At 37.0% G+C, this 25121-nt stretch carries 15 protein-coding genes; 6 read left to right on the plus strand and 9 right to left on the minus strand.

Annotated features, from left to right (window positions below; translation table 11 throughout):
• Positions 1-5: 5 nt before the first annotated feature.
• The 4 genes from AC51AA_RS04360 (at position 6) to AC51AA_RS04375 (ending at position 9122) form a co-directional block, all read left to right on the plus strand.
• Positions 6-1763, plus strand: a complete 1758-nt coding sequence (locus AC51AA_RS04360; RefSeq protein ID WP_500704504.1) for a RagB/SusD family nutrient uptake outer membrane protein — start codon at positions 6-8, stop codon at positions 1761-1763.
• A 680-nt stretch (positions 1764-2443) separates the two neighbouring features.
• Complete coding sequence (locus AC51AA_RS04365; protein WP_500704505.1) at positions 2444-3676, plus strand: ROK family transcriptional regulator; 1233 nt, start codon at positions 2444-2446, stop codon at positions 3674-3676.
• Between the two features lie 533 nt (positions 3677-4209).
• Positions 4210-7641 carry a SusC/RagA family TonB-linked outer membrane protein gene (locus AC51AA_RS04370; protein WP_500704506.1) on the plus strand — a complete coding sequence of 1144 codons (3432 nt, stop codon included), beginning with the start codon at positions 4210-4212 and terminating at the stop codon, positions 7639-7641.
• Between the two features lie 17 nt (positions 7642-7658).
• Entirely contained in the window at positions 7659-9122 is a 1464-nt protein-coding gene (locus AC51AA_RS04375) for a RagB/SusD family nutrient uptake outer membrane protein (protein WP_500704507.1), read from the plus strand.
• 253 nt (positions 9123-9375) lie between these two features.
• Here the strand turns inward: AC51AA_RS04375 and AC51AA_RS04380 are convergent, their stop codons facing one another.
• The 5 genes from AC51AA_RS04380 to AC51AA_RS04400 form a co-directional block, all read right to left on the minus strand.
• Positions 9376-10383: a metallophosphoesterase family protein gene (locus AC51AA_RS04380; protein WP_500704508.1), complete on the minus strand. Its 1008-nt coding sequence runs from the start codon at positions 10381-10383 to the stop codon at positions 9376-9378.
• A 134-nt stretch (positions 10384-10517) separates the two neighbouring features.
• Positions 10518-11402: an alkaline phosphatase family protein gene (locus tag AC51AA_RS04385; protein ID WP_500704509.1), complete on the minus strand. Its 885-nt coding sequence runs from the start codon at positions 11400-11402 to the stop codon at positions 10518-10520.
• A gap of 285 nt (positions 11403-11687) precedes the next feature.
• The gene (locus AC51AA_RS04390) at positions 11688-13442 is read right to left on the minus strand and encodes a RagB/SusD family nutrient uptake outer membrane protein (protein WP_500704510.1); all 1755 of its coding nucleotides are present in this window, start codon (positions 13440-13442) and stop codon (positions 11688-11690) included.
• A gap of 12 nt (positions 13443-13454) precedes the next feature.
• A complete protein-coding gene (locus tag AC51AA_RS04395) occupies positions 13455-16664 on the minus strand; it encodes a SusC/RagA family TonB-linked outer membrane protein (protein WP_500704511.1) in 3210 nt (1069 codons plus the stop codon).
• Between the two features lie 117 nt (positions 16665-16781).
• Positions 16782-18029 carry a LamG domain-containing protein gene (locus AC51AA_RS04400; RefSeq protein WP_500704512.1) on the minus strand — a complete coding sequence of 416 codons (1248 nt, stop codon included), beginning with the start codon at positions 18027-18029 and terminating at the stop codon, positions 16782-16784.
• Between the two features lie 1101 nt (positions 18030-19130).
• On the opposite strand from AC51AA_RS04400, the gene AC51AA_RS04405 reads away from it, so the two are divergent.
• Entirely contained in the window at positions 19131-20210 is a 1080-nt protein-coding gene (locus AC51AA_RS04405; RefSeq protein WP_500704513.1) for a zinc-binding dehydrogenase, read from the plus strand.
• Positions 20211-20361: 151 nt separating this feature from the next.
• Here the strand turns inward: AC51AA_RS04405 and AC51AA_RS04410 are convergent, their stop codons facing one another.
• Together AC51AA_RS04410 and cfa are read right to left on the minus strand one after the other, a co-directional pair.
• Positions 20362-20820 carry an Hsp20/alpha crystallin family protein gene (locus AC51AA_RS04410; protein ID WP_500704514.1) on the minus strand — a complete coding sequence of 153 codons (459 nt, stop codon included), beginning with the start codon at positions 20818-20820 and terminating at the stop codon, positions 20362-20364.
• 248 nt (positions 20821-21068) lie between these two features.
• Complete coding sequence (gene cfa, locus AC51AA_RS04415; RefSeq protein ID WP_500704515.1) at positions 21069-22190, minus strand: cyclopropane fatty acyl phospholipid synthase; 1122 nt, start codon at positions 22188-22190, stop codon at positions 21069-21071.
• Between the two features lie 363 nt (positions 22191-22553).
• On the opposite strand from cfa, the gene AC51AA_RS04420 reads away from it, so the two are divergent.
• The gene (locus AC51AA_RS04420; RefSeq protein ID WP_500704516.1) at positions 22554-22916 is read left to right on the plus strand and encodes a SpoIIAA family protein; all 363 of its coding nucleotides are present in this window, start codon (positions 22554-22556) and stop codon (positions 22914-22916) included.
• 196 nt (positions 22917-23112) lie between these two features.
• On the opposite strand, the gene AC51AA_RS04425 is transcribed toward AC51AA_RS04420, so the two are convergent.
• Both AC51AA_RS04425 and AC51AA_RS04430 read right to left on the minus strand, forming a co-directional pair.
• Positions 23113-23535, minus strand: a complete 423-nt coding sequence (locus tag AC51AA_RS04425) for a hypothetical protein (protein ID WP_500704517.1) — start codon at positions 23533-23535, stop codon at positions 23113-23115.
• A gap of 53 nt (positions 23536-23588) precedes the next feature.
• Complete coding sequence (locus tag AC51AA_RS04430; protein WP_500704518.1) at positions 23589-25103, minus strand: metallophosphoesterase; 1515 nt, start codon at positions 25101-25103, stop codon at positions 23589-23591.
• Positions 25104-25121: the final 18 nt, after the last annotated feature.

A 25121-nucleotide genomic window follows, 5' to 3' on the forward strand; every position in this document is an offset into this window, starting at 1 on the left:
AAGCTATGAAAATGAAATTCAATATAGTGAACTTAGTACTTGTTTTAGTATCCATCATGAGCACATCCTGCTCTTTAGATGAAGATCCTAAATACAGTTTAACTTCCACCACTGTTTTCAACAGTCAAACCACCGCCGAGTCCGTTATCATGCAAAACTATGGTTGGTTAGGAAATAGTAGTCTTTATGGGCAACAATTACATGAAGCCACCTTAAATAATGGTATTTATTGGGGAAGAAGTGATGGTGATCGTTTAGAAACTACGGCTAGATTTAATATTTACGCAGCAAATGCCTCGGTAAGTCTTGTATGGGGAGGATTCTATAAAGTAATCGCAGAAAGCAATTATTTAATGGATGGAATGGCGGGTTCTACGCTATCGGCGGCCTATAAAACTAGAGCCATTGCACATGCTCACTTTTTAAGAGGATTTGCTTATTTTCAATTAGCCAACTTGTTTGGAAAAGCCGTTATCATCACCGAAACGCTTTCAACAGACAACCTACAAAATCCACTAAGTGAAAGAACGGCGGTATATGATCAAGCCGTTAGTGATTTAGTATTTGCAGCAGAAAACCTACCCTTAACCGAAAGTATGAAAGGGCTAGCAACAAAAGATGCCGCTAATGCCTATCTTGCTAAATGTTATTGGATGATGGCCAACCACGCTCAAGCAGATGGAACAGATGCAACTGCATTGTATAAATTAGCAAAGACTTATGGTGATAAAGCCATTGGAAAATTCACTCTTGCCACTAAATATTCCGATTTATGGGTGACACATAGTAATTCTACAGAATCGATATTCCAAGTTAACTTTACCGATGCTATTGGTATCAACCTACGTGCCTCCTTCAATTTTGGACCAAGTAATGGTGTTAGAATTGCTGCACTTCAACCGTCATTTGGTAACATAAAAATGGACCGAGCATTTTATGACCTTCATCGTGGTACTTACCCTGATGATCCACGTATGGCTTCTACCTATTTATCGAAATTTGTAAATGGTTCCAATACGGCCCAAACCTATTGTGCTTATCCTTTGTTTAACACCGGAACTCCTACGGCTCCAGTTATTTACGATGTATATGCTTCAGCTGCTCGAAATGCAGGAAGTACACCGACAAATCCGGATTATGACTTTAACGATACTAACATTCCTCTTTCGGTTCGAAACACTTGGAAAAACACTACGGCTAATGAAAAATCATTAAATCCGTTGAATAACAAGATGCTCTCTACTGTAATTGCCAATGCGCAATACGATCCAAAAAACTTAATTCTATTCCGTTATGCCGATTTACTGCTATTGATGGCAGATGTTGAAAATGAATTAAACAATAGTGGACAGGCACTAATTTATTTAAATCAAGTTTTGACCCGTGCAAGAACATCTGTTGTAGGAGCTACCTATCCACGAGTTCAAAGTGCCTTGAGTCAAAGTGAGATGCGCGATAAAATCTTTTTTGAAAGAATGTTCGAAATGGCTGGAGAACCAAACATGTTTGAAGAGATTCGTCGCAGAGGAACTACTTATTTGAAAAAAGTACTTGATCTTCATAATAACAATAAAAACATTCTCTTTAGATACAATTTAGAAGTTACCAATGGTGTTACTTCTGGACAATTCAGAGATTACATTTATAATAATGGTGCGATCACAGAAGATTTCCTAAAAAAGAATTTGTTCCTTCCAATACCATTGGGTGAGATAAACTCTAATGAAAAAGTAGCTCCAGAAGATCAAAACTTTGGTTATTAACGTCTTTTTGTCCCAAAACAACCTATAAAATTCAACTGTCCTCAACTAGTGTTTCACTTATTGAGGACAGTATCTATTTGAACCATTGATAATCCAAAGAGTCCAATTGTAAAATAACTTTAATCAAGGTATTTTCTTCCTCCTTTGGCAATAAATGCTTCTGATTTTATTACGAAGTAATTGAAGATAAGCACGGCTTGCGGAGTAGATTCATTGTTCTTTATTGAGATTGCTAAATGCTTTGACCTAATTGATATTCACTTTACTAGTCAGCTATCTATATGGATAGTCATTATTATAATAGCTCAATGCTAAATAATTATTGTGCTTTTTAATTTTGATAAAATGACATCGCAATATGTAACATTGGACTGCTTAAGGTTGAAATATTGTCTTCGTGGTGATATTCCCGTATTGTAAACGTTGACTTAATGAATTTTAAAAAAACAGTATGATTTACAAAATTTGGTTTGTTTATAAAAATTAGCTTCATGTACGACGATCAACTACCGTCAATGCTGGAATGAACTGGGATTTATTCTTTCTTAGTTTTTGTTGCACTTTCTATAAAAAGATCAAATAAAAAAATATTTTAATATTTAAGGATATTTTTTACTAATTATTTAAAAACTATGTTAGTTTTGTAAGTATATACTTTAATTACATTAAGAAGCACAATAATGAGTTTAAAAGATTTATTAGACGTTAGTAAAAACAAAACACTTTCAGGTCAAAAATGGCACCTGTTAAGGCAATCCATCACCAAGCGTTTATTATCTCAAGGTAATTTGACAATTGCTGAATTAAGTATCGAGCTACAATCCAGTGTCCCTACTGTAACCAAAGCTATAAATGCATTATTAGTCGAAGGCTACGTATTGGATATGGGAAAAATTACCAATAGTGCAGGAAGAAGACCTTCTCTGTACAGTATCAACCCAACTTGTGCTTACTTTTTAGGGGTCGAAGTAGGTCTTTCAAGTATCTCGTTTGGATTGCAAAATATAAAAAACGAACTAGTCACCGTGGAACTAGGAACTTCTTTTACTTTAGAAAACACTCAAAGTTCTCTATTGGAGTTTTGCAACTTAATCAATTCCTTTATAAAAGATAGTTCGGTAGAGAAAAAAATGATTATTGGTGTTTGCATCAACTTCTCAGGCCGTATCAACTCAAAGGAAGGTTTTAGTTACAATTATTTCTTTGACGAAAACAGACCTTTAACCGAAATCATTTCCGAACAAATAGATCTTCCCGTTCATTTGGAGAATGATACCCGTGCCATGACTTTTGGGGAATACTGTGAAGGTGTAGTCGATGACGAGCAAAACATCATATTTGTTAATTATAGCTGGGGTGTCGCCATTGGAATGATTACAGATGGAAAACTATCTTATGGTAAATCAGGCTACTCTGGAGAATTTGGCCACAGTACAATTTTCAACAACAATATTATCTGTCAATGCGGAAAAATGGGTTGCTTAGAAACAGAAATTTCTGGCTGGTCTTTAATCAATCAATTCAAAGAAGCTATAATACAAGGAAGACAGTCAAAAGTACAACTCGACGATAACTCTCCCATCCTACAGCACCAAGCCATTATAAAGGGAGCTCTCCATTTAGAAGATAGTCTGTGTATCGATTTAATCACCCAACAAAGCGAAAAAATGGGTCGCTATTTATCCATACTGCTTAACATATTCAATCCCGATTTATTAGTCGTAGGTGGTGATTTTGCCCAACTGGGTGATTTTGCTTTATTTCCTATTCAATCTTCCTTGAAAAAATATTCTTTAGTTCTGGTCAATCGTGATATGAAATTAAAAAAATCTACATTAGGTAGTCATGCTGGTGTCATTGGTGCCTGTTGCCTTATCAAAGAAAGGATACTATCTCCCTACATCAGCAATTAAATTTCACTTTATTTAAAAAACTTATTAAAACTTTTTAATAAGTTTAGTGTAGATGTTAAAATATTATGTATATTTACAATGCTTAAATAAATTATTTTACTATAATTTCCCTAGTTATATTTATTTAACTCCTTTTTATCTTGATCTGTTTCGTATATCAAAAGGGTATTACTCGCATATCGTAAAATAACACAACGACTGTAAGTAGCATTTAAAACCGCTTATTACCCTCGAATATTTTTTTAAATAAAAAAATAAAACAGCCCTAACCAAGTTGCTTTGAAAAGAGTTCTGTCAAAAAAGGAAAAACCAGAATAGCAGGAAAATTAAGTTCTTATTGTAGTAAAAATTGAAGATCAAGATATTAAATATCAATACAAATTCATTTGTAACAAAATTTTATTTTCTAATCATAAAAAAAGCCAGTCAATGCTGGAAACATTGCTGGCCAGTTCCTTTTAAGGGAACAGTGATTCGGAAATGAATAAATAGACCTTTAACTAAGTTATTATTAACCAAACCATTACAAAAGTATGAAATTATTACCAAAAGGCAAACCTAAGACTTATAGGTTTACTAAACCCGGAAAAGTTATTCAGTTAACTTCTACGTTGCTCTTACTGTTTACTATGCAACTAGTTGTTGCGAAAACCGGAAAAAACAATGTCATTACGTATAAAAATGTAACGAAAAATAACCTAGCTCAGAAAAAAGTTACGGGACGAGTAACCAACGAAAAAGGAGAATCTTTGCCTGGTGTAAATATTGTCGCCAAGGGAACTACAATTAGTACATCAACGGACTTTGATGGAAATTTCGCTATTGAAGTACCTGATAATGTCACTACTTTAGTCGTTAGTTATATTGGTCTTCAAGAACAAGAAGTGGCCATTGGTTCTACGCCGCTTACTATTGTTTTGAAAGAAATAGGTCAACAAATGAATGAAGTTATCGTCGTAGGATACGGTACTCAAAATAGAAGAACCTTAAGTACTGCCGTTTCTAAACTAGATAAAAAAGTACTTGAAAACGTTCCGTATTCCAACGTAACCCAATCCCTACAAGGAAACGTTACTGGGTTAGTCGTTAAAACAGCTTCTGGACAACCTGGTAAAGCCTCTAATATTTTAGTTCGTGGAGGAACCTCTATCGATAATCCAGCGGGAGCTACTCCATTGTACATCGTAGATGGTGTTCTTCGTAATCAAATAGATGATATTAACTCTTTTGATATTGCATCTCTTCAAGTGTTAAAAGATGCCGCTGCTACTTCTATTTATGGAGCGCGCGCTTCAAATGGTGTTATTATCATCACCACTAATACTGGTAAAGCGGGCAAACTTAAGGTCACTTATAATGTCTCTACGCAACACAGTCAAATTAATAAAAAATATGACTTTATGAATGGTGGCGATTATATCAAATTCCAACGTTCAGGTATCTACAATGCTGCCGAACTTGCAGGGCTTACCACTACAACAGGTATTGCAAGATTAGGGCAATTAACAGGAGCAACACCTGCTGGAACAGGGAACAACCTGCAAAACAATACGCCATTTGCTACTTTGCTAAAATCCAATCTATCATCTGATACCGTTGGACAATTGCAAGCCAAAGGCTGGCAAGAAGTAGCTGACCCTCTAAATCCTGCTAATACCATCATGTACAAAAGTACCAATTGGAATGATGTATTGTTTCAAAATGCCGTTACTCAAAGTCATAATCTTGGTTTTAGTGGCGGTAGCGATACTGGCGTTTTTGATTTGAGTTTAGGCTATCTAAAAGGAGATGGTATCACCATATTTACCGGTTACCAACGATTTACGGGTAAATTAAATGCATCACTGAAAATTGCAGATAATTTCACGATAAACGGTCGCGTTTTATATTCCAAATCAAGCAACAATCAAGTAGTAGCCAATAGCGTTGTTTTCAACAGGTATTTAGGAAACTCCCCAACTACCAAATTATACTTAGAAGATGGTAGCTTGGCCCCTGGTCAAAATAACATCAACGGAAATCCATTGTATCAAATGGGTAAAGTCAAAGGGATCAATGAAAACAATAAATTGCAGATGGGTGTAGATGGTGATTTAAAAATTACTAAAGATTTAACGTTCACTCCTTCCCTATCTCTTTATAGTGAGAATGAAAATGATAATACTTTCCAACAAGCCTTTTTGAGTGGAAGTAGTGGTTTAGTAGACAATACACGTATGGCTACTCGTTTAAGTAATCAAATTGAACAAGTGCAATACGAAGGGGTTTTCACTTACAACAAAATTTGGGAACAAGTTGGTGACTTCAATGCAAAATTGGGAGTGTCTAAATTCGATAGAACCATAAAAACGTTTAATGCCTCAGGAAAAGGAAGTCCATCTGATTTGGCACAAACTTTAGATTCCTCTCCAATTCCGGTTTCTGTGTACAGCAACAATACCAAACTGGTCTTAAACAGTGTTTTTGGCCGTGTTAATTACGATTATAAAGGTCGTTATTTTGCTACAGCCTCTTTCCGATACGATGGAGCATCAAGTCTCGGACCTGATAATAAATACGGTTTCTTCCCTGGAATATCAGCAGGATGGAACCTACAAGAAGAAAAGTTTTGGAGCCATGTAATGCCTAAATTTGCAACCTCTTTCAAACTTCGTGGAAGTTATGGAGTAAATGGTAACTTGGGTACTTTAGGCGATTTTCAAGCTGGAGGATTATATTCTGGTACAACAAATGGCCTTCCAAATAGTTACAATGGACAATCGGCCATAATCAATTCGCAAATTGCCAATCCAGGTTTAAAATGGGAACAATCAGAAACGGTAAATGCTGGTTTTGATTTGGGAATAAACGAAGATAAAATTAGAGTAATTGGAGATTTCTACAACAAACTTACCTCTGACCTATTAACCAATTTAACGCTTCCTTCTAACAGTGGTTTCTCTACCGTTTTAACCAATCTTGGAGGATTAAGAAGTAAAGGTTTCGAATTAGAAGTTATTGCTAATGTTTATAACCGAAATGATCTAAAAATTAATGTGGGAGCAAACGTTTCTCATAATACCAACGTAATTGAGCAGCTTCCATCTAATGGTAATATCAACAATAGAATTGGTGGAACTGAAATTTGGGATGCTAAAAGCGGTGCCTACACTTATGTGGGAGGTTTGCAAGAAGGACAAAAAATTGGTAATTTTTATGCCCACAAACAACTATCGATTCTTTCTACTCAAGCCCAAGCAGATGCTTATAACGCAACTACTCATGATACCTATGTAACCAAAACGGCTGCTGGAGGTGGTAATCCAACTGGCAAAAAATTCCCTGGAGATGCTATATTTGAAGATACCGATAAGAATGGTGTGATCGATAGTAGAGATAGATCCTATATGGGAAATATGTTCCCTAAATTCGTAGGAGGTTTTAATTTTGATGCGGCTTATAAAGGATTTGCTCTAACAGTAAGAACAGATTACTCTTTAGGAGCGACAATCTACAATGAGGCTAGAGCTCGTTTCTTAGGTCAATTTCAAGGAAACTACGGATTATTGGCAGAAAGTGCGCAATCTTGGCAAAAAGAAGGTGATGTTACCAATGTACCTCGTTACCGTTGGGCAGATCAAACCAATCAAAACAATTTATTTAGATCAGAAGCCAGCGGTGCTGCATACAATACCAATATGTTTCAAGGAAACAGCCGTTATTATGAAAGCGGAGATTATTTGTGTATAAGAGAAATTACTTTTAGCTATAATTTCCCTAAATCAATAATAGAAAAAGCAAAATTAAACTCATTGCGTGTATATGTAACAGGAAGTAACTTGTTCTACTTTACTAAGTACAGCGGTTTAAGCCCTGAAGTACAAGGAATAGATGGAGGATCTAGTTTAGCACTTAGTGCTGCAGGATCTACTGGTACTTATCCAGTTCCTAGAAACATTATCCTTGGTTTAAATATCAGTTTGTAAATTTTAATACTAAAATCATGAAAAAGAAATTTCTTTTATATACCATACTTTTTGCAGGCCTCTCCCTATTGAACTCGTGTCAAGATAACTTGGAATTATCCTCTGAAAGTGTGATCACCTCTGATAGTTTTTGGAAAACCGAAGACGATGCTAAAGCTGGGGTAAACGGCATGTATGTTAATTTTAGAGTCCAAACCCAACAAAATTATTATTTATTGGGTGGCGCTAGAAGTGCTGAAATAACCAGTGGCGTTCAATCACCACTAACGCTAGCCAATTATTACAACAACAACTTAACACCTCAAAACATTGATGTGGATTGGGCTGGCTTGTATACGGTAGTTCACCAAGCTAATTTGATTTTAAAATATGTTCCAAAAATTGCTTTCAGTCCAACAACAGCAAAAGAACAAAAAAGGTATTTAGCACAGGCATATTCCATGCGTGCTTTATGTTACTTTATCATGGCTCGTTCTTGGGGTGGAGTTCCAGTGGTTACCGAACCAACTGAAAACACCAATCAATCGCAATATATTGTTCCCCGTAACACCTTAGCAGAAACCTTTGCTTTTATAAAAGCAGATATCGATTTGGCTATTGCTAATTTTCCAGATTCAGGAACCAATACTACCCAATTATCCCTATCGTCAATTTATGCCTTAAAAGCGGACGTCAATTTATGGACTGCTAAACAATTAGGCGGAGGGGCAACTGATTTGAACCTCGCTTTAGCGGCTATCAATGCAATCCCTTCCACTCCAACTTTATTACCTAATTTTAAAGATGTTTTCGCTTATGACAAAAAGGGCAACGCGGAAGTTCTGTTCGCTGTTCGTTATTCTGTAGCGGATTTACCATCTAATTTAGCGGATAACTGGAATTCTTTTATGTTTGTTGGTCCAAGTGATTTTGCGCCTTTAAGTGCTGCACAAGCAACCGCTACTTTTGGAACTTTAGGAACTGGAGCAGGAAATGCGGGTATTTCTAGAGTACAACCGGATATCACACGATTTAACTTTGCGACCACAGACAGTAGAAAAAATGCGACTTATTTAACCCTTTACAACGGTACGGTTCCTGTAGTAACAGGTTTAGTGAAATACAACGGAACAGTAGATGGCACCACTAGAAGATTTGTGAGTGATATTATTATCTACCGCTGGGCAGATGTTTTATTGATGAAAGCAGAAATCAAAAACGCTTTAGGGCAAGACCCAACAGCGGAAATGAATTTGGTGATGAAAAGAGCGGATGCTTCGGCTTCTTTCACCAATGTTTCACCAGCTGCTAACGACAATGTTATCTTAAATGAGCGTTTAAAGGAATTAGCCTTTGAAGGTAAAGCTTGGTGGGATTTAGTTCGTTTTAATAAAACCAACTTGGTTCCTTCTATGACAGCCAATAAAGAAGTATTGTTCCCAATCTCTCAAAATACGATTAACTTTAATCCAAAAATCGTTCAAAATCCACTTAGCAAATAGGCAATAGTACTATTCGATTTAAAATTAGACTGGGAATCTTTAAAATTCCTAGTCTAATCAATCAAACTTTATAAACGTCCAGTGCAAGCTGAAAAAGATAAAATAGTCTATTTAGAAAAAGTATTAAAGGAAAAGTGACCTTTATAAACACATTAATCCCGAAGAAGAGGCTCGTAAGATCCTCTTCTTTGTTTTTAGGACATAAGGTATTAAGTATCCTCAAGTTTCAGACAAAGCAGCCTACATCCCTTATTTAAAATTTAATTTTATAATCCGATATCTCTGCTGAGTATACTAATCCTTCAATGCCTTTAGGCATTCCCATCTCATAGGGTGAAGGTGAAATCCATTGACTTTTAACTCCCTCAATGGCCATAGTTCCCTTGTTATCCAAAGTAACAAAGGCGTACAATGGATCTTTGTAAGCGGCGATGTTGGGTAAATTGGGATAGTCTTTATAAAAAGCTTCTGCAAAACGCTCCTTGCTGGCAAATTTGCTAGACATCCATTGATAAGACATACTATTGATTTCTATATAATCAATCCCATTTTGATGATGGTGATAATCAAGGTGATTGTGTCCATTGAGACAACAGATCACTTTGTCTTTCTGAGCTTCCATTATTCTTTGCAAAGTCAAACGGTTTTTAACGCCCCATTGATAATGCCATAAGCTTTGATGAGAAAAAACAATAGTGGGTAATTTGGTCGCTTCTAGATCGGCTTTAAACCACTCTATTTGCTCATCGTTTATAAAAGTGGAAATACTATCATCCACGTAAAAATTAGCCTTATTATAGTTGATAAACTTTCCGTCCTCATATAAGAAATTAGCATCCAAAACAATGAAGTGATAATTATCAAAGTCATAGGAATAATAGGTTTTGGGCATACCCCAAAAATCCAACATCTCTGCTTTGGAGTGTCGGTCCATATCGTGATTCCCCAGCACATGGTATTTAGGTCCTTTGTAGGTTTCCCATATCCTTAGAAAGTCTTTATTTTTATTATCTGCCATACAAAAATCCCCCATTTGAATAATGAAATCCACTTTTCGATCCATGGCTTCCTTAATAAAGGTTTCCAAGCGGGCGTCCGCATCAGGCATTAAGTCCTTGTGCACATCAGTCGCGATACCAAACCTCAACGTTTTAGATTTCATTTCTGAGACAATAGGCGGAGTAAAAGACAATAAAGTGGTGGGTACCATCGTGGCTAAAGCTCCAACACCCATTTGATTTATAAATTTTCTGCGTTCCATAGAAAAAACAGTGTTTGTCGTTTTCAATAATAAAAAATAATTTCATACCACCAGCCCTCTAAACCAGTGATATGAAATCAATAAATTGTAGTAAGAATAAAGTCATCATTAGACTTCTTTAAAAACTATAAAGTCTATTTAAAACTATCCAGTACTGCTTTACCTCTCCAGCTCTGAGGTGCCTTCAAACCTAGAATCCAGGCCATAGTAGCTGCCGTATCATAAGTGATGATCACATCTTTTATTTCATGGTTCTTTTTTACTCCTGGACCACTGATTACCCACGGAATCTCTACCTCAGCTAAAGATTTACCACCATGACCTTTTCCTGTTCCTCCGTGATCTGCCGATAAGATAACAATCGTTTCCTCTTCAATACCGGCCTCTTTAATCGCTTGTAAAACTTTTCCAATTCTAGCGTCCACTTTCTGAAGTTGCGCGTAATACTCTGGTGTATTGTGACCTATTCCATGTCCTGTATTGTCTGGTTCACTTAAGTGAATAAACGTTAATAAAGGTTTCTCTTTTTTAATCACCTCAGCGGTCTGCTCTGTGGTAAAATCATCATCTCCTTTTCCCGGAATGACGAAACTAATAGCGTCTTTTTCAATTAGTGGTCCAATACCATCCCATGAATATACTACTGATGTTTTAGCCGAAGCACGTTGCTCTCTAATTACACTAAAAATAGAAGGAAATAATCCGTACTGCGTGACAACAGCAGAAGGGATTTCTGGTGTAGCACTACCCCATTCTGTATAACCATGTTCCGTAGATCCTGCTCCCATAATCATCGAAGCCCAATTCACGGCACTTGATGAAGGCAATACTGCTCTGGCTTTTAAAGACCATGAACCTCCTTCCATTAATTTCTTTAAGTTGGGCATATTAGCCTGTGGTACTGCGTAGGCACCAAAACCATCACAGCCTATTAAGACGATGTGTTTGGCTTTTTTTATTTGAGCATCTACTTGAAAAGACAAGCAAAGTATACAAAGTGCAATAAGTTTATTTTTCATTCGGATTTTTTTGGGTTTAAATTTGAAATCTATTTTGTTATGATTTGAAAAAACACAAGCTCTAATATCTGCATTTACTACTAGATAGTCCGAAAAAATATGGAGTTCTGTTTAAAACTCACATAATCTTACCTTCTTGTTAAATAATAGCAGCATCTACCTTTAGGCCCTATCTGAGAAAAGAGCCCTGTTATCGTATCGCTTTCTCTAATGCCAAAGAAGACTACCCTTATGGGCAGCCTCTCTTTACTTTCTAATTCTCTAATGTTTAACTGTTTCTTTTAGTTACCATCCTGGTGCTTGTTTTAAATTTGGATTCACCACTATAGCACTATTGGGTATTGGGTAGTAATAATATTTGGGATCAATAAAGGATTTGGGTTGACTGATATCAGCATTCATTCCGATAAAACCATGATCTCCTTCTGTGAGATAAAAACCACCATCACTAACATAATATTTAATTAAGGCATCTTTATTAGGAAGGGCTGCAATTGGTGCAGTTTCTGTTGGAGAATTTAATATGGCAATATCTGCTTTACCATCCCCCGTTACATCTATTGCTCCAAAAGCGGGCACATACATACCGAATTGTGCCTTTGCTAAAGTAGGACCAGCTGCCCAACGATACATATCAGTCTCTCTAAATCCTTCGCAGGCCAATTCAACTCTACGTTCTCTTCTAATTTCTAAGATTACCCCTTTATTAGCCCCTTTCACGTTTGGATAATAATTGGCTTGAATGGCATCTGGATTTGTATTGGCCGTAGCCATATTAAGATTGGGAATGTTCACACGATCCCTAATCAACTTAATGCTTTTATCCACGTCCATTTGTGTGATCGTACCTAGTTCTGCTTTCGCTTCTGCATAATTTAATAAGATCTCTGCATAGCGATACAAAGCCATATCAGTTGGTGCATCCCATTGTGATTTATCCTTATCATCATGGAGGAACTTTTGTTGGGTATACCCGCCATAGGTCGCTCTCACTAAAAATTCACTAGAGGTATTGGGTTTAATATAACCTGGAGCCATAAAGGTTTGTTTCATTCTAGGATCTCTGTTGGCAAACACCTCTGTATAGTTCTTTTTATCAAAGTTCGTGATGTCCGTAAATTTAGAACCGTCTTTCATTAAATAACTATCTGCTAATGACTTGGTTAAACCCCAATAAGCATCTACTACAACTCCATGAGTCTTCCCTAGTGTTTTATCAAAATCCAATTGTAGTATAACTTCTGGATTAGAGCTCAAATCTTCTGATTTAAACAAGTTGTTATAATCATTATCGAATTTTCCTGTGCTATAGATCGCAAATTTATTGCTATTGATAATCTCCATACTAGCAGCAGCCGATTTAGCATAAAAGACATCAGCATCCGCTAATCCCAGTTCTGTATGGTATTTTCTAAACGAACCTTCATAAAGACAGAATCTTGAGATTTCAGCCAAAGCTGCCCATTTGGAGATTTTCTCTCTAGTGTTAGTCGCCTTACAATGTTGCGCTGCAAATTCTAGATCTTCCATAATTTTATTCACTACAAACACTCTAGAGTCTTGTGTTTTGTATAACAGATCGGTGTCCGATGTTTCCAAAGGTTGATCGTACCAAGGCGCCATTCCATTGGCTTTAATTTTCTCAATATAAATACGCGCTCTAGTATACCGTGCAAATCCAACAAAATGATTGATCTCTGCTTCAGGACCTACTACTTTTTTATACTGAGCCAAGAAGTAATTGACGTTTCGTAGAGAACCCCAACTCCAGGAACCACTGTTGGCAGAGCTCATCATTCCCTTTAGTTTACTGGCTAATTGATCCCCTTCCGAATACCTAGTTTGATCATCGGTAGATAAATCTCTAGAACTAGCACTCATATAATCATAAAAACCGTTGGTATAGGTTTCTAAATCTTTTACTGAATTAAAAAAAACAGGTTCACTGATATCTGTAGTAGGAAACTTTTCTAAAAAGTCCTCTGTGCAACTTAGACAAGAGAAGACCAAGACCGTTAAAATTGAAATATATTTTTTCATTATGTTGTTTGATTAAAAGGTTAAGGAAAGCCCTAATGAAAAGGTTCTTTGAAATGGATACCCATCTCCTTCTAGATTCTCAGGATCCAAATACTTGAACAATTTGGTAAATTCAAATAAATTCTCCCCACTAAAATAAATTCTCAGATTGTCCACACCCACTTTCTGTAATGTTTCACCAGGAAGCGTATAACCAAGGGTAATGTTTTTCATTCTGATATAAGAGGCGTCTTGCAACCAACGTGTTTGTGTCAAACCTGCTTCAGCAAAAGGTCCTTCCGCTACATATGATTTAGGTCTTGGATAAAACGCATCTCTGTTTGTTGGCGTCCAGTGGTTGTTATAATTCTCTTTGGTCACACTACCCCATGGCGTAGCAAAGGCAGACCAAAAATATTGTCTAGAACCACCCCAGCCTTCAGGATAATAATCTCTTTTTCCAACACCTTGAAAAAAAGCTCTTAAATCGAAATTTTTCCAACTACCATTTAAATCAATACCAAAATTATAGTGTGCCGCTCCATTCCCTATTATCTTACGATCTCCAGGATTGGCCAAGGTCTTATCCCCAAAGCTTATTTTACCATCCCCATTTAAATCCGTGAATTTATTATCTCCAGGTAAAGTAGGACGTGTACTTGGGTAAGAAGCTACGTCTGTATTGTCTGGACCAAAATCAATTTCTTCTTGTGTCTGGTAATAGCCATCAGTAACAAATCCCCATATCTCACCAATTTCTTGTCCTACATAATACTGGCCAAGACTGCCTGTTGGATTGTCAAACTTTTTAATAATCGATTTACTATCACTTAAGTTCACTTTTATCCCATACTTAAAATCACTACCGGCTACAGCAAATTGATCACGCCATCCCAATTCAAACTCCCATCCTTTAGTGAGTAAGTCGGCTGCATTTTCTGTAGGCACTCCTGTTCCAAGTACTCCTGGTAATTCCTTTCCTGAAGTTAACATGTCAAGAGTATATCGGTGGTAGTAATCAAAACTGGAGGTTAATCTATTGTGAAGAAAAGCTAAGTCAACTCCACCATTAATTGTTTTGATAGTCTCCCAGGTTAACGTAGGAGATACCAAACCAGGGCTGGATACATAGGTTACCGGCTTACCCCCAATTAAGGCAGATGTTTGAGCGCTTTTTAAATTAGCGATATACGGATAAGCTCCCACATTTTGGTTCCCCAAGGTTCCATAAGAACCTCTGAACTTCAACAATTCAATAGTTGAATTCTCTTTTAAGAAATTCTCTTTGGAAACAATCCAAGACAAAGAAGCGGATTGATTAAATACCCAACGGTCCTTTTTAGGAAAACGAGAACTTCCATCATAACGTCCATTGTACTCAAAGATATATTTATCATCATAAATATAATTCAATCGATAAAAAAGCCCTTGTACAGCCCAAGCCGATTTGGATTGCCCTACTACAGGTATACCCGTTGCCAAATTCACTGTAGGTAAATCTGTTGAAATCAACTCTGTTTTACTTCCATTGATATTGTTATAACTAAAATCTTCTTGATTGTATCCCCCTAGTATATCGAAATAATGCTTGCCTTTGAAAGTATGGGTAAAGGTTCCAAAAAGGTTATAAGTGTTGGTGTTTTCATACCAATTGTTAAAACTTGCCCAAGGCGTGGTGCTTCCCGTTATTAACGTACGACCCGGACCATCTGAATAACTCACAGGAGTATCATAGGCCTCACGCAAACGGTTTAATCTTTTAAAACTTGCATCAGCTGTTATTTTTAATTTATCTTTAAAAAACTTCATGTCCGCTGCAAACTTCGATTGATAGGTATTTTCCGCAGTATCATAATTTCCAGCTTCTAAACGTCCAATAGTACGGGCGTAACTGTAAGTATGAGAGCCGTCGGGATTAAATAAGGGATCTAAAGTAAAGCGGGTATTCACTTCCCCTATAAATCCAGAACCCGTTGCATTAGACTCGTCGTAATCATTGCTATAAATCCAAGTGTTATTACTTAAGGTAAGCCAATCCGCTAGTTGATAAGTCCCTTTGGTTCTTAGATTGTATCTTTTAAGAATATCGGTATTGTAGGCATACAATCCTTCGCTGTTGACACTCTCCACGCCAATATAAAAACTCCCCTTCTCTGTCTTCTGCGATATGTTCATATTCATCGTTTTAGTAAAGGCTGTTTTCTTAAGCAGTATATCCCTCCAATTGGTCTGATGAAAATATTGATACAGTTCTGGTTTAGACGGATCGATTCGAGTAGCCGGAACCAATCCTTCACTTACTTTTTTGGCATAATCCAAAGACTCATCAGAGTATAAATCGTACCACGGCACTGCCATAACATCTTTAAAACTCGCCACCTTAAAAGGATCCATTTCATATTCTGGCCCTCTACCAATAGTTCTCATACTGGTATTGGTATTGATGGTCACCTTCAACTTATCCGTTGTGGCATTTTTGGTGGTCACTAAAATCACCCCAAAAGAAGCTCTAGATCCGTAAATAGAAGCAGAAGCAGCATCTTTTAAAACCGATACCGAAGCAATGTCGTTTGGATTCATTCTCCCCAAATCATTTTGAGTAGCGGCTATCCCATCAATCACAATCAAAGGCTCACCCCCTGAAAGGGAATTAATCCCTCTAATATTAAAACTAGCCGTAGCCCCTGGATTTCCTGCTGGCGTAACATTTAAATTTCCAACGGCACCTTGCAAGGCTTGTCCCACACTTAGTACAGGTCTACTCTCAAAATACTCCGTACCTACTTGGGCTACTGCTCCTGAAAGATTCACTTTCTTTTTAACACCATAACCTACTACCACCACCTCATCTAGTTGGTTGTCGTCTTCTAGTACGATATTGACCAAAGCGGCGCTGCCTACGACCACTTTTTGTGTTTTGGTCCCCATATAAGAGAAAACCAAAACATTCCCTTTAGTCGCCTTAATGTTATATCTACCGTCTAAATCCGTAGTCACAACATTTTTGGTCCCCTCCACCAGGATATTGACTCCTGGTAATGGCATTCCAGCTTTATCGGTCACAATACCCGAAATTTCATTTTGTTGTTGCTGTTGTATTGTATTACTTTTTTTGCTTCGAACTGCAATTGTAGCATTGGCTTGCGTCTGCAACAGCATAGCGCAGAACACAAAACCTATAGTTTTGGCTTTTAAATGATACACTTCTAGTGGACTACACCTAAAATTATTTGTTTTTTTCATAGTAAGATTTTAGCTTTATTAATTAAAGTACTTATTGAAATAAGCTGATCCTGTTATAAATTAATCAGATCATTATCTTAATTTTAAATAAGTGCTTCTTATCGTCTTTTTAATGGATTAAAATTGCACTCCAACCTTTGGAAACTTTTTAATATGATCCCCAATAAACCCTTTGTTAAACAGCATCACTTGAGACACTTTGATCGGATAATCTTCTCCACCATTATCGGCAAACAATAAAAGCTTAGCTGTACTTAAAGCATTTTTACCATCTAGAGATCCCAGAGTCGGACTCGACATAATTTCTACGCCATCCACATACAAAAGAAGATTAGGTGATTCTTTAGAGATTACAATTCTATGCCATGTATTCACTCTTATAGTCCCGGCCCAACTACTTGGTCCTCCATTGAACCAGAAGCCTAAGGATGGATTAATATAAAGAGAACCATCTGCATCATTAGCTTCCCTTGGTTGTAGTAGATTCACATAGTGACCTGCTGAAGTAGAAGGCACATTAATGTCCATTATTAAAGTATAATCGTTCACCTTTGTTCCTCCGCCTGTAGCCGAAAGACCATGATTCATTTCATACCAACTTCCTAGGTCAATTAATGATGCTCCATCTGTTGCTGTTATTCCTTCAACTGCCGTTTGTATCTTACCACCAGCTAACACTAGATTCTTGCCTTTAGTTGCTTTGGTTAAATCAGTAGCCAAATCAAATCGCCAATCCCCTACCAAATCTTTATTGAGATCGATACAGGCCTTACCATCATCGTAATAACTAATTTTAAAAGTGGTGCTTCTTACCGATGGCGTCATAAAGCCATCAATCCCCACATCATTATAAGTTACGGTAATATCGTAAGTAGCCGATTCATTTGCTTTTATCCCTAAGGAAGCTGGAGTGGTAATCCAAGTACCCTCATATCCGTATCCTTCTTTATAGTCGGATGCCTCAGGGCGGTCATTTCTGATGAAGTTCACGATGTTGGTTACTTCTTCTTTGCTGCCTTGTTTGGTTACGACAATCTTTTCTGGTTTTTGCTGGGTCCAGATCGCTAGTTTGATTGGTTGACATTGATTGTAACGTTCTTCTTTTGCAGGATCATAGCTTATAGAATTGGTTTCCGTCGACGTATAAGGTTTAGTAGTGTTAGGATTGTTGTGAAAAACAAGCACTTTGTCCTTTCCCTCTAAGCGGGTATCGGGTCCTGTCACTGCAGCTCCATTGTCCGCACTACAGGATAAAACTACTACCGCTACAACGAGCAATAGAGAAACAAGACTAATTCTTAATTTAATTTGTCCCATAATTTGTTTTACTTTCATCTTTTTATTCTTGGTTTGATTACTATTCATATGGTTATTCCTTTTTTAATTCTTCTCCTTTTATTATTAATCTAATTCGTTAGGATTATCCAAAACAACAGTATAGTAGAGTGGCTTATTTAAATGCTTTATTTAACACTATAAGAACTCCCCCTGTTCTACTATACCTGATGCTAAACTCACTCTAACTATAGCTTGTTGATTACCTCTGGTCTCCCGAACTAGATCTCTTTATACGGCCTGTTGCGATCTTAATAGACACAATAATCCTCTTAACATTCCCATATCTTTTTTTTTAAGATTCAGGAACACTTTACTTAATACTACTGTTTGGACTATTGATTGGAGCATCCAAGCTGGAAGATCATAGAGACTTCCTTATTGCGGATGTACTACTCGAGGACTATATCGTAAGAGAGAAGAATTAGTTTATACATCTGTGAATTAGTTTACGCTTTATTATTTTTAATTATCAATCACCCTTTAGAATCGGAAAGTGTTATCATCTTTTTCCGGTTTTTTGTTAACTAGTGATTCCTCAATTTTGAAAAAAATTACTTCATAGGCTTTTTTATTTGGTTCGTTTATAGTGTGGTTTTATGTTTAATTACTTTAGCAGGGACTTGCTTCAAAACAGCGAATACTTCCCTTTTGTTATTTTCATTCTTTATTTTTTATCCTGCTCTTCCTTTAGGGGTTCTAAATCGATCTGCAACTCTGGAGTCTTGGTTCTACGTTATGGATGCTCTCCACTGCTCTTCTTGTCATCGACCAATACTTTTTTACTATTTGTAAATTTTTCATTTTCCCTTGGCATCCGATTCATATTAATTTTTAGCAAAAATAGTACGCTTATTGAACAATCAAATTAACTAAATGTAAAATAACCATTAATAAAGTTTACAAATAGTGAATATTTTTTTCTACTAACAAAAAACCCAGTATTTTTGAAAAGGAGAACCATACAGCTTGTTGACTCTTCTTTATTCCTGTCTAAAGCATTGTTTTTGGTGGGGTTTACACGGAGAATAAAATAAAACTTAGGATAGTAATCTTACAGAAACAAAGCGTAGGCATACGGATCCTATTAAAAAGCCAATTATTACAAATAGTAAATAAATATCAAACTTAATGACAACAGAAGCCAGAGCAATGGTGTTTACTGCCCAAGGCCAACCATTCGAAAATAAGCCTATCCAGCTAAACAATATTGGCATCAATGAAGTACTGGTCCGTATTGTTTATACCACAATCTGCACCAGCGATCTCCATGTCTACACCGGAAAACACAGTTCGAATCATCCCTGTATTTTAGGTCATGAGATCATCGGAGAAATTGTCTCTAAAGGAAAAAAAATCAATATCGATTATAACGGTCATCTATTGAGCAAAGGAGATCTCATTACCTGGAGCCTATATACTCATGACACAAAAAAGGACAGGAGTAAAAAAGGACAGGCTGCAAAATCAGAGACCCTTTACCATTACCCAGATAACAGTACCTCAGCTCAGAACGAATTATATGGAGGATTTGCGACCCATTGTGTATTAAAGAAAGGAACCATCATTTTCAAACTACCCTCCTTTTTAAGTCCCAAGCAAGCAGCCCCATTAAACTGTGCCCACGCCACCATTGCAGCAGCCTTGCGACTCACTGGCTACTTAAAAGATAAAAATGTACTCATTACGGGAACCGGTATACTGGGTTTATCCGCCAGCGCCATGGCCAAGGAAGGTGGTGCTCGACATGTTATGGTGATGGATAACCATCAAGAGCGTTTGGAGTTTGCTAAAAGATTTGGTGCCAACAAACTTATTGATAGTAGATTATCGACCTCTGAAATCAAATCTGCATTTCTTTTCAGAGAAAAAATTGATGTTGTTATCGATACTAGTGGCAACTCTTCCTTCATGGAAAAAGGACTTGAGCTACTCAGTACTGCTGGAACCGCTGTATGGGTTGGTAGTTCCTATGAACAGATGGCCACACCAATAAATGCCGAACTAATCCAAAAGCATCTTTTGACTGTAAAAGGGCTGCAACATTATACGCCCAATGATCTTGGCTTTGCTATGGACTTTGTGGCGAATCACCATGCCCAGTATCCTTTTGAGCTATTGGTTGGGCAAGAGTTTTATTTAGAAGAACTCTGCTCTGCCTTTCAAACGGCCAATTCGGAAAAACATTATCGCGTAGGGGTAAAACAATAGCATGAGATTTATACCTTTAAGTAAAGCTGTAGATAAGGCACTCTTATTATCTATAAAAAAGAGTTTTAAAAACTAATAGGATTAGCTTTTTTTTATACTAAGGACTGCTCACAAAAAAACCAGGACTTGTTTTTTAGTCCTGGTTTTGTGATTAAGAAACCTTAATCTGTTTTTTTGGTTGAGACAAGCTTACGTCTTTTTTGTTAATGGTTACTTGTAGCACTCCATTGTCATATTTTGCATTGATTTTATTTTCATCTGCATTATCGGGTAAAGTAAAGCTTCTCGAAAAACTACTGTAAGAAAACTCTTGACGTTTATACTCTTTAGTATTTTCAGTATGTTCTTCTTCCCGCTCACTACTAATGGTGAGTATACCTTGTTCAATATCTACCTTAAAATCGTCTTTATTCATCCCTGGAACAGAAAGCTCTAATCTGAATTGATCATGGGTCTCGGCGATATTCACTGGCGGAACATTCATCCTGCCATTAAAAAAAGCATCATCAAAATCAAATAGGTCTGAAGTAAAAGACCTGTTGGTTAGGAAATCGTTTCTTAGAAATGGAAATGCTCCATCTCCATTTCTTCTTTTTGCTATTTGTGTCATCGTTTTTACTGTTACATTTAATACCTAGTTCTTAAATACCTAAAAACACCAGAAAACCGTTTTTCTGTGCTTTACCTATCCTAGTAGAACCTAATAAAATTACAGTACTTATGTCTTGAATTATTACAGAATTTCACATCGATTTTACAACTTTATAACAAGCTGTAATCCCTTGTAAAACAACTCTTATAGCCCTCCCTTAAAACGAGTTAAAAAACTAATATTCGCACTTAGACAGTGCCTCTTTACTACTCAAAACGCACTGGTTTGTAGGCGGCAAGCGGACCTGGTTTTCTCACGATAAGCTGCCAGAGATTCAGACGACGAGATCGGAAAGAAGCAGCCGAGCTACAGAGGTAGTAGTTCCACATTCTATAAAAAACAGCACTGTACTTTCCTTGGAGTGTCTCCCAAGCGCTTACAAAATTTTGCTGCCATGCCATTAGTGTATTGTCATAGTGTAGTCCTATATTTTGCAAATCTTCGAAGATTAATTGTTTTTCCATGGCTTTACCTATCTGGGCCATCGAAGGGATCACGCCATTAGGAAAAATATATTTATGAATCCAAGGGTCAATGGCCAGTTCTGTTTCATTACCTGCAATAAAATGCAACAAGCAAATGCCTTCATCAGTTAGGTTCCGGCTCACTACTTCCATAAAGGCTTTGTAGTTTTTATAGCCCACATGTTCCAACATCCCAATGGATACGATACGATCAAATTGCTCCTGCACATCTCTGTAATCCTGAAATCTAATCTCGACTTCCAAACCCTCACAGCGTTGGATAGCGATTTCTTGCTGTTCTTTGGACAAGGTAATGCCAATAACCTTTACCTGATAATGCTTGGCTGCATAATAGGCAAAACCTCCCCATCCACAACCGATATCCAATACCCTTTGACCGGGTTGGAGATGCATTTTCTCGCAGATCAGTTTTAATTTTTGCTCTTGTGCCTCTTTTAATGTGGTCACCCCATTCCAATAGCCGCAGGAATACATCATTAAGGGATCCAGCATTTTGGAGAATAAATCGTTCCCAATATCATAATGACTCGCTATAGCGCTAAGCGCTTTTGACTTGGTCTGAAGATTAAAAAGTTTGGCTTTGATGATATGCAACTTAAGCAGAAATCCAGAGGAGAATTCCTTTTCGGTTTGTTTAGAAAAAAGCAGAAAGAAAAATTGATCCAGCGCTTGACACTCCCACCAACCTTCCATATAACTTTCCCCTAAGCCGATTGAACCATCACGTATCACACGACTGTAAAACTTTGGGTTTTGCACTTGGATGTCATAGGACTCGGGACCGTTTATGGTAATGCCTGCTCCCGATAACAACTTTTCGATTATGGCTCTATCTGCGCTCATAAACCTGTATCTTAAATTAATTATACTTGCATTTCAATTAATTTTTACAACCTCATTGATCATCATTGCTTTCTACTACAAAATTAAGAACTAATTACAAATCTACAGTATCTAACAAGGCTAAGATTACAACACAAAATATTTATTTTCAAGACTTTAAACAAATCCCTAGAACCGATTTTAGATCAGATGTCCATTATGGAAGCAACTCGCATCGTTATTTTGTAATATTTAGCCCTTAAAATGTAACAAAAAATAGCTCCTAACTATTTACATTTAAGCGTAGTATAACTCTTGTGAAGGGATGACCGTTTTGTCGTTTTTCACTACTTATAGCAATTAGTAATATTTATTAGCAACATCATGATACAAGTAATTAGCGCACCAGATAATGTCGCTGCTTTCAGAGCCATGGGAGCAGTAACCAAAGATGATTACCAATCTACCATCATTCCCGTAGTGGAACGCTTGGAATCACAATTGAAGAAAATTAATTTTTTATTGGTAGTAGAAGACGAAATTGACAGTTTTACCACCAGCGAATGGATGGAAGATGCCCTGTTGAGACTCAAAAGCATTGGCAAATGGGATCGGGCAGCTATCGTTTCTGATTCAGACAATATCCTTTCCTTTACCAATAGCTTTAGCTATATCGTTCCGGGAGAATTCCGTGGTTTTAAAACCGCTAAATTTAACGAAGCCTTAAACTGGGTAGAAGGCAATTGACCTCATTTGATCTCTATTACTGAGCCCATACAGCAGCTACATATCCAAAAGAAAAAAAAAGAGCAGGATAAGATCGTTTTGATTCCTATCCTGCTCTTGTTAATTTAAGCAATACAATGTCTTGATTCTCCTTTTCATTTAATCCAAAAGAACCAGACGTCTTGAACTTCTCTCTTTTGAGTAGTCCCTATTTCCTTTATTCTAGATCCGCTTGCACTTTTTTTTGAAACGAGAGTATCGCAAATAAAAGTAATGGCAAACACCAATTGGCAGACCGCTCTATAAACTCCACAAAGGGTTCTCCTGAAATTGGACGGCTCAGAGCAGTAAGGAAAGCCCATAAGGCGGCCCAAAGCAACACTTCTCTAATGGGATAAACCAAGACAATAAGAGCTATAACAATATCTAATATCCCTATAAAAGGCATTAAAAAAATGGCCTGCTCAGCAGTAAATCCAAAGCCCTTAAATAAGGGTATCCATTTGGGATTCATCCCAAATGCTACAATACCATGACCTAAAAAAGTCCCAAAAACCCCCAGACGTGCAATCCATTGCAACAGGTTTACCCCTGAATTCCAGCGTGCGATTTCCCCTGATTCTATATTTTTTATTTTCATTTTTACTTTATTTTTTAGAATTAAAAAAGCTAAGCTATTCGCTTAATCATTTTCTAAGCACCTGGTTTCAATATCAACAAGGAACTGTCTTTCTGTCCACCAACCGTTATTTCTACGGTATATACCTCTTTCTTGTATTTTGACATATTTTGGGTGAACTTAAATCCTTCATCCGTTTTGCTCGTCTTTTGCTTGATAATTACTTTTCCTTTTTTATCGTAAATTTTAATTAGCGCTTCACCTTGATAAGGAGATTTATATTCCAAATCAAATCCATCAAGTGTGGGGTAAGGGGTAATCAGCATCGGATAAAACTCCTTCACAACGGATTTTTCTCCTGCTGCGCTTTCCTGTTTATCATCGCTGCCTTTAGTCAAATAAAAGCTATCTAAAATATTCCCATTATTATCATAGGTGGTATTGCGAATACTATTCTTAGTCACATCAAATTTGCAAAGGTTGTATTTACTTTGGAACACTTCTATGAACCAATTGGCTTTCCCTGAATAAAGAGGTGCACCAGCTCCACCGCAAACAATTTCGCAACGTCCCTGACCTGGCTCACTTCCATATTGTGCAACAGGAACCGTTGTACTTACATTCCTGTTCAAGGGCTTAGTGCGTTCATACATATGATCATGTCCGTTCACAATTAAATCTACTCCATAATCGTCAAAGGCTTTCCACCAAGTACCAAAATATGGATCCATTTCTCCTGCATGTGCTCCTATGGTGTAAAAAGGTCTATGGAAGAAAATAATCTTCCATTTCATATCGGCATTGTCCTTCAATGTTTTCACCAACCACTTGTATTGCTCCTCATTGCCGGCATCTTCTGAATTCAACGAGATAAAAAGCGCCTCTCCATAGGTAAAGGAGTAATACAGATTGGTTCCCTTTTCTGGTGCTGATTTTGGCAATTCAAAAACATTTTGATAGGTCGGTACACTTGCTGCATCGTGATTACCCATAGAATGAAAAATCAAATTGTTTTCTATAAATGTTTTTCCATTTTTAAACCAATTCTCCCAATCGGCTGTTGACCCGCCATTGTTTACAATATCACCACTGAAAATGGTAAAATCAGGTGTTATATTATTGGCAAGACTAGCCACTTGGTTCCAGATTTTCATACCCGAACGACTATCCCCAATGGCTAAAAAGGAAAAGTTCGTGGAAGAAATTCGCGGAGCGGTTTTGTATATTTTTTTTGTACTCCAAAGCCCTGATTGGGAATCAAATAATTGATAATAAATAGTGGCATTGGCTTTTGCTTTTGGAAACGTATAATTGAAAAAATTATCACTATACCCTTTTCTTACTACTGCTGTAAAAATACCCTTCTCATAACTTTGGGTATACCCCCATTTAATTTTGTCGGCCGTACCCGAACTGCTCCAAGTGACCGTTAATCCTTCTAAGGGGTTCTTGCTACTTCCCCAACGGATGTGCTCTATAGACATCACAGCTTTATTAGTTGCACTAGCCGTTGATCCTGCTTGTGCATACATGTTTGGGCTAAGAACGCCAAACACTACAGTGCATAAAATAGATTTTAAAATTTTCATCCTTATTCCTTTTAATTC

It is taken from the genome of Flavobacterium sp. OHVDL-2026-0007 (assembly GCF_059882335.1).

Excerpts from the sequence above, each read along its gene's own strand:
- AC51AA_RS04360 (WP_500704504.1), top strand. The coding sequence starts at position 6 with ATGAAAATGAAATTCAATATAGTGAACTTAGTACTTGTTTTAGTATCC.
- AC51AA_RS04365 (WP_500704505.1), top strand. The coding sequence starts at position 2,444 with ATGAGTTTAAAAGATTTATTAGACGTTAGTAAAAACAAAACACTTTCA.
- AC51AA_RS04370 (WP_500704506.1), top strand. The coding sequence starts at position 4,210 with ATGAAATTATTACCAAAAGGCAAACCTAAGACTTATAGGTTTACTAAA.
- AC51AA_RS04375 (WP_500704507.1), top strand. The coding sequence starts at position 7,659 with ATGAAAAAGAAATTTCTTTTATATACCATACTTTTTGCAGGCCTCTCC.
- AC51AA_RS04380 (WP_500704508.1), bottom strand. The coding sequence starts at position 10,383 with ATGGAACGCAGAAAATTTATAAATCAAATGGGTGTTGGAGCTTTAGCC.
- AC51AA_RS04385 (WP_500704509.1), bottom strand. The coding sequence starts at position 11,402 with ATGAAAAATAAACTTATTGCACTTTGTATACTTTGCTTGTCTTTTCAA.
- AC51AA_RS04390 (WP_500704510.1), bottom strand. The coding sequence starts at position 13,442 with ATGAAAAAATATATTTCAATTTTAACGGTCTTGGTCTTCTCTTGTCTA.
- AC51AA_RS04395 (WP_500704511.1), bottom strand. The coding sequence starts at position 16,664 with ATGAAAAAAACAAATAATTTTAGGTGTAGTCCACTAGAAGTGTATCAT.
- AC51AA_RS04400 (WP_500704512.1), bottom strand. The coding sequence starts at position 18,029 with ATGAATAGTAATCAAACCAAGAATAAAAAGATGAAAGTAAAACAAATT.
- AC51AA_RS04405 (WP_500704513.1), top strand. The coding sequence starts at position 19,131 with ATGACAACAGAAGCCAGAGCAATGGTGTTTACTGCCCAAGGCCAACCA.
- AC51AA_RS04410 (WP_500704514.1), bottom strand. The coding sequence starts at position 20,820 with ATGACACAAATAGCAAAAAGAAGAAATGGAGATGGAGCATTTCCATTT.
- cfa (WP_500704515.1), bottom strand. The coding sequence starts at position 22,190 with ATGAGCGCAGATAGAGCCATAATCGAAAAGTTGTTATCGGGAGCAGGC.
- AC51AA_RS04420 (WP_500704516.1), top strand. The coding sequence starts at position 22,554 with ATGATACAAGTAATTAGCGCACCAGATAATGTCGCTGCTTTCAGAGCC.
- AC51AA_RS04425 (WP_500704517.1), bottom strand. The coding sequence starts at position 23,535 with ATGAAAATAAAAAATATAGAATCAGGGGAAATCGCACGCTGGAATTCA.
- AC51AA_RS04430 (WP_500704518.1), bottom strand. The coding sequence starts at position 25,103 with ATGAAAATTTTAAAATCTATTTTATGCACTGTAGTGTTTGGCGTTCTT.